The 12,001-nt window shown below is 64.7% G+C and carries 12 protein-coding genes; all 12 read right to left on the bottom strand.

Annotated elements, in window-relative coordinates:
• Positions 1–424: 424 nt before the first annotated feature.
• Complete coding sequence (locus tag NLM15_RS19040; RefSeq protein WP_254118593.1) at positions 425–784, bottom strand: Zn-ribbon domain-containing OB-fold protein; 360 nt, start codon at positions 782–784, stop codon at positions 425–427.
• Positions 781–1,917, bottom strand: coding sequence for a thiolase family protein (locus NLM15_RS19035; protein ID WP_254118592.1), 1,137 nt, complete (start codon positions 1,915–1,917; stop codon positions 781–783). The genes NLM15_RS19040 and NLM15_RS19035 overlap by 4 nt, the downstream gene beginning before the upstream one ends.
• Before the next feature lie 9 nt (positions 1,918–1,926).
• Positions 1,927–3,126: a CaiB/BaiF CoA-transferase family protein gene (locus NLM15_RS19030; protein WP_254118591.1), complete on the bottom strand. Its 1,200-nt coding sequence runs from the start codon at positions 3,124–3,126 to the stop codon at positions 1,927–1,929.
• A gap of 119 nt (positions 3,127–3,245) precedes the next feature.
• Positions 3,246–3,452 carry a hypothetical protein gene (locus NLM15_RS19025; RefSeq protein WP_254118590.1) on the bottom strand — a complete coding sequence of 69 codons (207 nt, stop codon included), beginning with the start codon at positions 3,450–3,452 and terminating at the stop codon, positions 3,246–3,248.
• A gap of 124 nt (positions 3,453–3,576) precedes the next feature.
• Positions 3,577–4,746 carry an acetyl-CoA acetyltransferase gene (locus NLM15_RS19020; protein WP_254118589.1) on the bottom strand — a complete coding sequence of 390 codons (1,170 nt, stop codon included), beginning with the start codon at positions 4,744–4,746 and terminating at the stop codon, positions 3,577–3,579.
• 60 nt (positions 4,747–4,806) lie between these two features.
• Positions 4,807–5,457: a bifunctional 4-hydroxy-2-oxoglutarate aldolase/2-dehydro-3-deoxy-phosphogluconate aldolase gene (gene eda, locus NLM15_RS19015; protein WP_254118588.1), complete on the bottom strand. Its 651-nt coding sequence runs from the start codon at positions 5,455–5,457 to the stop codon at positions 4,807–4,809.
• Positions 5,458–5,470: 13 nt separating this feature from the next.
• Entirely contained in the window at positions 5,471–6,457 is a 987-nt protein-coding gene (locus tag NLM15_RS19010; RefSeq protein ID WP_254118587.1) for a sugar kinase, read from the bottom strand.
• 23 nt (positions 6,458–6,480) lie between these two features.
• Positions 6,481–7,467 carry a D-erythronate dehydrogenase gene (denD, locus tag NLM15_RS19005; protein ID WP_254118586.1) on the bottom strand — a complete coding sequence of 329 codons (987 nt, stop codon included), beginning with the start codon at positions 7,465–7,467 and terminating at the stop codon, positions 6,481–6,483.
• A gap of 79 nt (positions 7,468–7,546) precedes the next feature.
• Positions 7,547–8,422, bottom strand: a complete 876-nt coding sequence (locus NLM15_RS19000; RefSeq protein WP_254118585.1) for a carbohydrate ABC transporter permease — start codon at positions 8,420–8,422, stop codon at positions 7,547–7,549.
• Positions 8,423–8,424: 2 nt separating this feature from the next.
• A complete protein-coding gene (locus NLM15_RS18995) occupies positions 8,425–9,372 on the bottom strand; it encodes a carbohydrate ABC transporter permease (RefSeq protein ID WP_254118584.1) in 948 nt (315 codons plus the stop codon).
• Between the two features lie 67 nt (positions 9,373–9,439).
• Entirely contained in the window at positions 9,440–10,753 is a 1,314-nt protein-coding gene (locus NLM15_RS18990; protein ID WP_254118583.1) for an ABC transporter substrate-binding protein, read from the bottom strand.
• Positions 10,754–10,804: 51 nt separating this feature from the next.
• Positions 10,805–11,866 carry an ABC transporter ATP-binding protein gene (locus tag NLM15_RS18985; RefSeq protein ID WP_254118582.1) on the bottom strand — a complete coding sequence of 354 codons (1,062 nt, stop codon included), beginning with the start codon at positions 11,864–11,866 and terminating at the stop codon, positions 10,805–10,807.
• Positions 11,867–12,001 lie beyond the last annotated feature (135 nt).

Below are 12,001 nucleotides of genomic sequence, written 5' to 3'. Positions count from 1 at the left end.
AAACTCTATTCTTACGCGACCGCAGGAGCAACATCATCGAGTCAAATTGCCGCCGCATTGCTGATCGACCTTGGCACAGTCGATATTCGCCGCGTGGGGACAAATCGCAGTGAGTACTCGAAGTGGGGTGTTCCGAGTAAAATAATTGACCGCCGGGTGCGCAGCGCGCGCAACGATGAGTCACGCCCAAGTCTAGGGAGAAAAAGGCATGAAGGAAGCCACCAAGGGGGCGGCCTCGGAAGCGCTCGCGCATATGCTGGCGGTGATGGCGATGCTCGTCATCGCCAGCATATTGTTCTACGGGCGTTAGGAAGAGTTGCGTAGAGTGTTTTCGTCATTCCGGGGTGGCGCCTCGCACAACGCCAAGCCCAGAAATCCCGTTCCAGGTTCGGTCCCTTGGACCGCCCCCGAATGACGGATCCTACTATTTCCTTTTGCTGAAAAACGGCACGAGCTTGCCGGCGAACGTCGGGAAGCTCGCGGTGACCTCATCGCCGATAGCTAGATTCGTCTCGCCGTGCGCCATCATGCGAAAGCCCTCGGCGCAATCGACCAGCAGGATGTTGTAGGGCACGTGCGCGCGGGTCTCGGGCGTGGCGGCGCGGCACACCAGCGACGTCGCATACACCCTGCCCTTGCCGCTGGCGCGCGCATCACGCGGATCGGGCGCACCGCACGCCGCGCAGAAGGCGCGGTGAAAATATTGCACATGGCTACAGGCGGCGCAGCTCTGGTAGGTGATAGCCTGTTCGCCTTTGGTCCAGTCCGCCAGATGATCGCTCATCGCACCCGCTCCAGAAACATGCTGACGTGGGACGACAGCACGCCGCCGTCGCCGTGCAGCAGCGCAATCGAGGCATCGCGCACCTGCCGATTCGCAGCCCGCTCCGTCATCTGCAAATGCGCCTCGACCAGATGCGCCATGGCGCCGCCGACGCCGCAATGACCGTAGCTGAGCAGGCCGCCATGGGTGTTGAGCGGCATCGCGCCGTCGCGGCCGAAATGGCCTGATCTCACGCGGGCTGCGGCCTCGCCGCGGCCGGCGAGGCCGAGGTCTTCCAGCAGCATCGCGAGCGTGATCGTAAAGCTGTCGTAGATCGCGGCGTAGCTTACGTCCGAGATCGCAAGGCCCGTGGCCTCCCTGGCGCGAGCGATGGAGATTTCGGCCCCGAGTTCGCTGAGCGCAGGCGCGGCGGTGACATGCTGATGGGTATGCGCCTGCGCGCAGCCGCGGATGCGCACGCCGACCTCGCCGGTCCGCTCGCGGCTGACGACGAAGGCGGCGCCGCCGTCGGAGACCGGGCAGCAGTCGAGCAATTTGAGCGGCATCGCCACCGGCTTCGAGGCCATGACGTCGGCGACCGTGATGGGGTCGTGGAATTGCGCGCCGGGGTGGGTGCAGGCGTGGGCGCGCATCAGCACGGCGAATTCGGCGAGGTCCTCTTCGGTCACGCCGTATTCGTGCATGTAGCGGGTGGCGACCAGGCCGTAATAGGCAGGAATGGTCGGACCCAGCGGCACCTCGTAGTCGGGATGGCCGACCTGCGCCAGCGCCTGGATCGAGGCATCGCGGCTCTGCCCGGTGAGGCGATTTTCACCGGCGACGACGAGCACGTTGCGCGCAACATTTGCCTCGACGAGATGATGCGCCAGCATCGTCATCGCGAGCCCGGTGGCGCCGCCGACCTGCACGGCATGGGCGTAAGACGGGCGGATGCCAAAATGCTCGGCGAAGACGGTGGCCAGCATGATGTGCGGCGAGACTGTCGAATAGCCGCAGAGGATTCCGTCGATCTCGGCGCGCTTCAGCCCGGCATCGTCGAGCGCGGCTTGTGCGGCCTTGCTCATCAGGTCGAGCGAGGACGAGCCTTCGTGCTTGCCGAAAGGCGTGAGGCCGACGCCGGTGATGAAGCTCATATGCCCTCCCTACTCCGGCGGCGAACGCGTGACGCCGTCGCGGACCATGGCGGCGATCTCGTCCTGGGAATAGCCGATCCCGTGAAGAATCTCCGCGCCATGCTCGTTGAGCCGCGGCGCCAGCCTGACAGTCTCGGCCTCGGTCTCGGACCAGCTCGCCGTCACCTTCATGCTGCGGATCGGCCCTTCCGTCGGATGGTTCACGACCGGGAAGAAATTCGTCGCCTCCAGATGCTCGTCGTGCAGGATCGATGCGAGGTCGTGCATCGGCATGACGGGCACGTCGGCCCTGGTCAGCAGGTCGATCCACTCGGCAGTCGTTCGCGTTTCGAAAATGCGGGCGAGCTCGGCATAGACGACGTCGATGTTGGCGGCGCGGCCGGCGAAGGTCGCGAATTTGGGATCGGCGCGCAGATCGTCGCGGCTCGTTGCCTTGAAGAAATTCTCCCACTGCTTGTCGTTGTAGACGATGACGCTGAGATAGCCGTCCGAGGTCTTGTAGGGCCTGCGGTCGCGCGAGAGGTGGCGGGCGTAGCCGCCCTTGTCGAGCGGCGGCTCATAGGTGAGCCCGCCCATGTGATCGCCCATGACGAAGCCCGCCATGGTCTCGAACATCGGGATGTCGACGCGCTGGCCGCGGCCAGTGCGATCCCGATGCACGAGGCTGGCGCAGATCGCGCCGACGGCGGTGAGACCGACGATGCGGTCAACCAGCGCGTTCGGCACGTAGCGCGGCACGCCGTCACCGGTCTGCGCCATCAAGGCGGGGAGCGCGGTGGCGCCCTGGATCAAATCGTCATAGGCGGGCTTGGCGGCATAAGGCCCGTCCTGGCCGAAGCCGAACACGCCGGCATAGACGAGGCGCGGGTTGATTGCGGAGACGACGTCATAGCCGAGCTGAAGCCGCGCCATCGCCTGCGGGCGGACGTTGTAGACGAGCACGTCGGCGTCCTTCAAAAGCCGCAGCACGGCCTCGCGGCCCGCGGGCTTTTTGAGGTCGAGACAGATCGAGCGCTTGCTGCGGTTGGTGTTGAGGAACACCGGGCCCATCCCGGCGTGGCGCATCGGGCCGATCAGGCGGGTGACGTCGCCGTCGAGCGATTCCACCTTGATGACGTCGGCACCGTAGTCGCCGAGCATCTGGGTCGCATAGGGCCCCATCAGCACGGTGGTCATGTCGACGACCTTGATGCCCTTCAGCGGCCCCATTCGTTCGCTCCCGATTGCGCGGGCTCAAGTACGCCCTGCGATTTCGGTCCAGCTAAGGGCAGTCATGCCGCGCGCGCAAGGGCGGCCGGCGTATGGCCGCATGCGCGGCGATACGGCCGCTATTTCTTCTGGCGGGATTCGCGGATCTTGATGAGACGGTCGAGCTCGTCGTTCTGCTGGTTGATGCGGTCGGCGATCCGCGACTCGTTCTGCTCGCCGGAAGCAGCCGCGGCCTGCTCGATGAGCTGGCGGATATTGTCCTCGAGGATCGCGATACGATCGTTGAGGGCTTCCATCGACAGCGAGTCTTCGTAGTCATTGCTCATGATGCTTTTCCGCAAATCAATCAGGAGCGTCAAGGTGAGCAAAGCGAGGCGTGCACACCTTGATCTAGCGCAAGGAAAAAGGTGGGCACGGCGCAAACGCGCCTTTGCCCACCCCTACGAGAGATTACTTCAGCGGCTCCAGCACGGAAACGTAGTTGGCAACGGCGGCGCCGCCCATGTTGAAGATGCCGCCGAGCTTCGCGTTCTTGAGCTGCATGCCCTCGGGCGCCTGCCCGGCGAGCTGCATCGCGGTCATCACGTGCATGGAGACGCCGGTGGCGCCGATCGGGTGGCCCTTGGCCTTCAGGCCGCCGGACGGATTGACCGGCAGCTTGCCGTCCTTGAGCGTCCAGCCTTCCTTGATGGCGCGGGCGCCCTGCCCCCTCGGCGTCAGGCCCATCGCTTCGTATTCGATCAGCTCGGCGACCGTGAAGCAGTCATGGGTCTCGACGAAGGAGAGATCGCTGAGCGCCACGCCCGCCTGCTCCAGCGCGCGCTGCCAGGCGATCGTGCAGCCCTCGAACTGGAGGATGTCGCGCTTGGACATCGGCAGGAAGTCCTGGGCATGCGCGGTGGCGCGGAAGCCGATCGACTTGCTCATGCCCTTGGCGGTCTCGGCATCGGCCAGCACCAGCGCCGCCGCGCCGTCGGAGACGAGCGAGCAGTCGGTGCGCTTCAGGGGACCGGCGACGTAAGGGTTCTTCTCGCTCTCGGCGCGGCAGAAGTCGAAGCCAAAGTCCTTGCGCATCTGGGCGAAGGGGTTGGCCACGCCGTTCTTGTGGTTCTTGGCGGCAATCAGCGCCAGCGCATCGGACTGGTCGCCATATTTCTGGAAGTAGGAGCTGGCGATCTTGCCGAACACGCCGGCGAAGCCGCCGACGGTGTCACCGTCCTCCGGCAGATAGGACGCCTTGAGCAGGTTCTTGCCGATCTCCGGCCCCGGCGTGCGCGTCATCTGCTCGACGGCGACGACCAGCACGATCTTGGCCGCGCCTGCGGCGATCGCGCGCAGGCCCTGGTGTACGGCCGCCGAGCCGGTCGCGCAGGCGTTCTCGACCCGGGTGGCCGGCTTGAAGCGCAGCTTCGGGTCGGCCTGGAGCACCAGCGAGGCGGTAAAATCCTGCGGCGAGAAGCCGGCGTTGAAATGGCCGAGCACGATCTCGTCGACGTCGCCAGCCGAGATGCCGGCATCCGCCAGCGCCTCGTTGGCAACGCGGGTGACGAGGCTTTCGACGGTTTCGGTGTCGAACTTGCCGAACGGCGTATGCGCCCATCCGACGATGCTGGCGGTCATGGTCTCTTCTCCCTGGGTATCTCGTACTGAGCTAAGTCTTAGCCCAGGGATGGCAAGACTTCACGCAGGTTTAAGGGCCTGAAGGGTGCGCTGGCAGATGGCAGTTATGCCGGCCCAGTTCCCGGCCTTGATCTCCGCCGTCGGGCACAGCCAGGAACCGCCGACCGCGACGACATTGGGCTCGGCGAGCCAGGTCCCCGCATTGGCCTCGCCAATGCCGCCGGTCGGGCAGAACCGCACGCTCGGAAACGGCCCGCCAAGGGCGCGCAGGCCCTTGATGCCGCCCGCCTGCTCGGCCGGGAAGAATTTTGCGACGTCGAGGCCGTAGGACAGCGCCATCATCAGCTCGGACGCCGTGGCAATGCCCGGCGCGAACGGCAAGGAGCTGTGGGCCGCGGCCTTCAGGAGATCCGGGGTCAGGCCCGGGCTGATGCCGAACGCGACGCCGAGCTTCTCGACGCGGGTGAAGTCGGCCGGATTGAGAATCGTGCCAATGCCGACCACCGCCTCGGGGACTTCGGCCATCATCGCCCTCGCCGCCTCGATCGCAACGGGGGTGCGCATGGTCACCTCCAGCGTGCGGACGCCGCCAGCGACCAGCGCACGCGCCAGCGGCACGGCATCCTGGATACGCTCGATGGTGAGCACGGGAATGACGGTCGCGGCCTTGAACAGCGCGGCGAGGTGGTTCTGTTGGGCGGTCGTGGTCATCTTGGCTTTCGTTTCACTTGGTCGCCTGGCGAGAGGCCGCCGGCCGGTGCCGCTTCTTCGGTGGCATGGCATAGCCCGGAATGATGGCGCCGGGATAGCAGATCACGAGGCTGGCGAGGCGATGCCCGGCCTGGGCCGCCTCGATCGGATCTGAGCCGCCGAGCCGGGCCGCGATATAGGCCGCGGCAAAGCTGTCGCCGGCCGCCGTGGTGTCGACGACCGGCCTGGTCATGGGCTCGGCCCGGACCTCGCTGGTCCCGCCGGGGAAGCGCAGCAGGCTGACGGGCTCTGCCAGCCGGAACACCAGCTCGGGCGTTGGGATACGCGCCATCAGCTGGTCGTGGCTCTCGCCGGGATGGAGCGCGAGCAGATCCTCGGTCGACGTCAGCACGATGTCGGCAGCGGCGAAGGCCGCGGCAAACACCTCGCGTGCGACATCGCGGTCCGGCCATCCCCGCGCGCGAAAATTGGTGTCGAACACGAAGCGCGTGCCGAGCAGGCGCGCGCGCTTGATCGCCGCGAACAGACGCTCGCGCCCGGGCGCATCGTAGATCGAGAGCGTGATCGCGGAGAGATAGACGATATCGTAGCTCATCAGCGAGTTGAGCAGCTCGTCCGTCTCCGGCAGGCTCATGAGCTGGCGCGCCGCCGCGCTGTCGCGCCAGTGGAAGAACTGGCGCTCGCCTTTCGCATCGGTCTGGATCATGTAGAGGCCGGGCAGCTTGCCCGGCAGCCGCGCGACGCGGCGGGTCCCGACGCCCTCCGCATTCCAGGCCGCGATCATCTCATCGCTCAAGGCGTCGTCGCCGAGCGCGGTGAGATAATCGACCTTGACCTCGAGCCGCGCCAGATACACCGCCGTGTTGAGGGTGTCGCCGCCGAAGCCGCGCGAATACAGGCCGCCGCCCTGCCCTTGCCCGCTGGACGGTCCGGCGGACTGTCCCCCTTGGGCCTGCCGGAGCTCGACCATGCATTCGCCGATGCAAGCAACGCTCGCCATCACTTTACCCGCTCAGTCAGAGATCAGGCGACGAAATTGCCGCCGAGCTCGTCTTCGATGTGAATGCGGATGATGTCGTCGAAGGTCTTCTCGGCGGTGGTGAAGCCGAGCTCCAGCGACCGCTTGGCATTGAAGTTGCGCGGCCAGCCGCCGACGATGCCGACGATGAAGGGATCGGGCTCGCGCTTGATGCGAGCGGCGACCTTTTCGCCCGCGACACGCTTCAAGGCAGCGATCTGCTCGCCGACCGTTGCCGACAGGCCCGGCATGGTCAGATTGCGGCGCGGACCGACGGTGGCGAGGTCCATGGTGCCGGCATGCAGCAGGAAGCCGACGGCGGAGCGCGGCGTAGCGTGCCAGTGGCGGACGTCCTCGGAGACCGGGAGAACCGCTTCCTTGCCGGCCAGCGGCTCGCGCAGGATGTTGGAGAAGAAGCCCGATGCTGCCTTGTTGGGCAGGCCGGGCCGGATGCAGATGGTCGGCAGGCGGATGCCGATGCCGTCGAGGAAGCCGCGGCGCGAATAATCGGCGAGCAGCAATTCGCCGATCGCCTTCTGGGTGCCGTAGCTGAGCAGCGGGGTGTGGAAGAACTCGTCGCCGATCGCATCCGGGAACGGCGCGCCGAACACCGCGATCGAGGACGTGAACACCACGCGCGGCTTGTAGCCGCCGCCGACGAGCCTGACGGCATCGAGCAGCATCCGCGTGCCGTCGAGGTTGATGCGGTAGCCCTTGTCGAAATCGAGCTCGGCTTCACCCGAGACGATCGCGGCGAGATGGAAGATCACGTCCGGACGGCCGGCGATCAGTTTCTCGGCCGCGCCAGGGACGGCGAAATCGCCCGAGACGGTCTCGACGGGGAAACCGGCCTTCTCCGGCTTCTTCGGCTCGACCACGTCATGCATGGTCAGCTTGGTGACGTCGCTCTTGCCGAGCCGGCCGTCGCGCAACAGCCGTTCACACAATTTGCGGCCGACCATGCCGGCGGCGCCCAGAACCAGAATGTGCAAGAGCCTACTCCTTCTTATTGGCCGGAGCGCACCGCCCTTGGGACGTTCTCCTGGTGCGCTCTCGAGACAGGCCCCGCGATCATTCCTTCACGGCGCCGGTCATCGCCGACACATAGTACTCTACGAAGAAGGAATAAAGGATAACTACGGGGACCGAGCCGGTCAGGGCCGCCGCCATCAGCGCGCCCCAATGGTAGACGTCGCCGCTGACGAGCTCGGTGATGGCGCCGACGGGAATCGTCTTGTTCTCCGACGAGGAGATGAAGGTCAGCGCGTAGATGAACTCGTTCCAGGACAACGTGAAGGCGAAGATACCGGCCGAGATCACCCCCGGGAGCGACAGCGGCAGCGTGATCTTGACCAGGATCTGGAGCCGCGTCGCACCGTCGATCAGCGCGCATTCCTCGAGCTCGTAGGGAATGGTGCGGAAATAGCCCATCAGGAGCCAGGTGCAGAACGGGATCAGGAAGGTCGGATAAGTCAGGATCAGCGCCAGATTGCCGTCGAACAGGCCAAGCTGGAACACGATCGCCGCCAGCGGAATGAACAGGATCGAGGGCGGCACCAGATAGCCGAGAAAGATCGCAAGGCCGACATAGCGCGAGCCCTTGTAGCGCAGACGTTCGATCGCATAGGCGGCGCAGACGCTGGCAAACAGCGAGATGAAGGTGGAGGACACCGACACGATCACGGTGTTCCACATCCAGAGCGGATAGTCGGTTTCGACGATCAGCTTCTTGATGTGCTCCAGTGTCGGATTCACGATCCAGAACGGATTGTACTTCTCGTAGTCGTACATCTCCGCGTCCGGCTTGAACGTCGCGACCGCCATCCAGTAGAACGGGAACAGCAGGAAGAAGATGATCAGGCCGAGCGGAAGGTAGACGCGGAGAAACTTCCGCGGGAAGCTCTCGAGGTAGTCCATTCCGACGCTTTGGTCGTCCACGGTGGCCATGGTCAGTCCCTCCCGCCCTGTTGCCAGCGAGAGCGCTGAAGCCCGAAGAAGCTGAGCAGGATCGCCGCGACCAGGAACGGAATCATCGCGTTCGAGATCGCCGCGCCCTCGCCGAGATTGCCGCCGGTGATGGCGCGCTGGAACGACAACGTCGCCATCAGATGCGTGGCATTGATCGGCCCGCCCCGCGTGATGGTATAGATCAGCTGGAAGTCGGTGAAGGTCATCAGCACCGAGAACGTCATCACGACCGCGATGATCGGCGACAGCATCGGCAGCGTGATGTGGCGGAAGCGCTGCATGTTGGTGGCGCCGTCGAGATTGGCGGCCTCGTAGAGCGAGGGCGAGATGGTCTGGAGGCCCGCCAGCAGCGTGATCGCCACGAAGGGGACGCCGCGCCAGATATTGGCGGCGATGACCGACCAGCGCGCATTCCAGGGATCGCCGAGGAAATCGATGTAGCGCGTGATCAGGCCCGCCTTGATCAGCACCCAGGAGATGATCGAGAACTGGCTGTCATAGATCCACCAGAACGCGATCGCGGACAGCACCGTCGGCACCACGAAGGGCAGCAGCACGATGGCGCGGATCATCGACTTGAACGGCAGCCGCTCGTTGAGCAACAGCGCCAGGTAAAGTCCGATCGCGAATTTCACGACGCTCGCGAACACCGTGTAGAAGATGGTGTTGAACACCGACAGCCAGAACACCGAGTCCTTCGAGAGCGAGACGAAGTTCGCAAAACCGATATAGCGCCCAGCCCCGCCGATCTTCGTGTCGGTCATGCCGAGCCAGAAACCCAGCGCCAACGGGTAGGCCAGAAACAGGATGAGGATGGCGATTGCCGGCACCATGAACATCGCGCCGAGAAAATTCCGGCTCTCGAATGCTCTGGTCCACAGGCTACTGCGCTTGACCTGCGCGGCGGCGGACTCGGCCATGACTGCCATGTCGGACTTCCCTCGAAAGAAGAGTCGCGGCGTCCGGCGAACCGGACGCCGCGGGGATTGGAGCTGATCAGACCTGGTAGTAGCGCTTGGCGCGCTCGGCGGCGCGCGCGGCCGCCTGCTTCGGCGTCGCCGAGCCCGAGGCCGCCTCGGCGAACATGTCGACGACGACGAAGTCGCCCATCACCGCCGCGGAGGCATAGCCGAGATCGCCGGCAAAGCCGTTGTCGCGGCAGCGCTTCAGGCAGTCGCGATACGGGGTGATCTTCGGGTCCGAGGTCCACACCGGGTTGTCGTTGTAGGCCGGCAGCGGCGGAGACACGTAGCCGTTGGAAGCGACCTCCCAGGCGTCGTAGTTCTCCTTGTCCATCATGAACTTGATGAATTCCTTGACCGCCTTCGGATACTTCGAGTGCTTGTAACCGTAGTAGACCAGCACGTTCTGCTGCTCGGTCGACACGCCAACCGGGCCGATCGGCATCGGCGCGTGGTTCATGTCCTTGGCGATCTCCTGCTGCTTCGGATCGGTCGAGTTCTTGCCGACGGTCCAGATCGAGATGCCGTTCAGCGTGAGGCTGAGTTCGCCGTTGAGGAACGCCTTGTTGTTGTTCGAGTCGTTCCAGGACAGCACGCCGGGGATGAAGGTCTCGTAGAGCTGCTTGACGTATTCGAGCGCGGCGATCGTCTCGGGCGAGTCGATCACGACCTCGTTCTTCTCGTTGACGACCTTGCCGCCGAACGCCCACAGCGCCCACTGGCACCAGCCATTGGCATCGCCCGTGGCGTGGCCAAGCGCGAAGCCGGCCGGCGTGTTGTTCTTCTTCAGGGCCTGGCACAGCTTGAGGAACCCGGCGGTGTCCTTCGGGAATTCGTCGAAGCCGGCGGCCTTCACATGGCTGATGCGGTAGTTCAGGCAGCCGCCGGTCGCGCCTTGCGGAATGGCGATCCAGCCATTGCCCTTCTTGCCGTACTTCTCGGCGACCGGATACCAGCCGCCATACTGCTTGCCGAGGTAGTCGGCGACGTCGGTGACGTCGATCAGCTTCTCCGGGAATTTGTGGGGATCATCGAGCGTGCCGATGATGAGGTCGGGACCGGCGCCGACATTGGCGGCGACCGCCGCCTTCGGGCGAATGTCTTCCCAGCTCTCGGCCTCGAGCTTCACCTTGACGCCGGTCTTCTCGGAAAACTTCTTGGTCTGCTCGGCGAACTTGTCAAACTCGGCCTGGATGAACTGCTTCCAGCGCAGCACGCGAATGGAGGCGTTTGGCTCGGGGGTGTTGGTCCACTCCGCCGCGCGGACCGGGACGATGCCCGGGCCGGCCAGCAGTGCTGCGCCGCCCAGGCCAGCTTTGAGCACACTACGCCTGTCGAAATCGCTCATCGTTCTCTCCCTTAAATTTTATATTTGTATTGGGGTCGTTCTTCGGCGTCGCTACATGCGTTTGCCTGTCGCCTCGTCGAATAGATGAACCAGCGACGGGTCGGGCTTCAGCCGCACCTTGTCGCCCGGGTTGAACTGGTGACGTTCGCGGAAAACCGCGACGACCTGCTCACCGCCGACCTTGGCGAACACCTGCGTCTCCGAGCCGGTCGGCTCGACCACGATGATCTCGGCCTCGGCGCCGTCGTCAGCGATGGTGAAGTGCTCGGGCCGCACGCCGTAGACCGCGGGACGGCCGTCGGAATTAGCCGGCGCGCTCTTGAGCGGCAGCTTGACACCGTTCGGACCCTCGAAGGTCGCGACGCCGTTGACGCGCACATGGCCCTTCAGGAAGTTCATGGCGGGCGAACCGATGAAGCCGGCGACGAACTGGTTTTCCGGCTTGTCATAGAGCTCGAGCGGAGTGCCCATCTGCTCGACGATGCCGTCATGCATGACGACGATCTTGTCGGCCATGGTCATGGCCTCGATCTGGTCGTGGGTGACGTAGACGGTCGTGGTCTTCAGCCGCTGGTGCAGCTCCTTGATCTCGGTGCGCATCGCGACGCGCAGCTTGGCGTCGAGGTTCGACAAGGGCTCGTCGAACAGGAAGACCTGCGGATCGCGCACGATGGCGCGGCCCATGGCGACGCGCTGACGCTGGCCACCGGAGAGCTGGCGCGGATAGCGCTCGAGCAGCGGCGACAGCGCGAGGATCTCGGCGGCGCGCTTGACGCGCTTGTTGATCTCGTCGGAGCTCGCGTTCCGCAGCTTCAGCGAGAAGCCCATGTTCTCGCCGACCGTCATGTGCGGATAGAGCGCGTAGTTCTGGAACACCATCGCAATATCCCGCTCCTTGGGCTGGATATTGTTGACGACGCGGTCACCGATCGAGATCGTGCCGGAGGTGATGTTCTCGAGGCCTGCAAGCATGCGCAGAAGCGTCGACTTGCCGCAGCCGGAGGGGCCAACCAGAACGACGAACTGGCCGTCCTCGATCGGAATCGAAACGCCGTGCAGGACTTCAAAATTGCCGAACGATTTCCGCACATCGCGGATTTGCACAGACGACATCTAGCTCCCTCCTCGAAAGTCCACGACGCCTCTTGCGCCGCGACCGTCTTGTTTTTTCAGACTTCACCGAACGAAGCCCGATCTTACAGGGCGACATTGTCGGCAGTTTGTGCGGTTTTGGCAATTTGTCTTTGG

The sequence above is a fragment of the Bradyrhizobium sp. CCGB20 genome, assembly GCF_024199855.1.
In the GTDB taxonomy this organism is placed as follows: domain Bacteria; phylum Pseudomonadota; class Alphaproteobacteria; order Rhizobiales; family Xanthobacteraceae; genus Bradyrhizobium.
The sequence above is the reverse complement of the archived record's forward strand: the minus strand, read 5'-3'. Positions and strand labels throughout refer to the sequence as shown.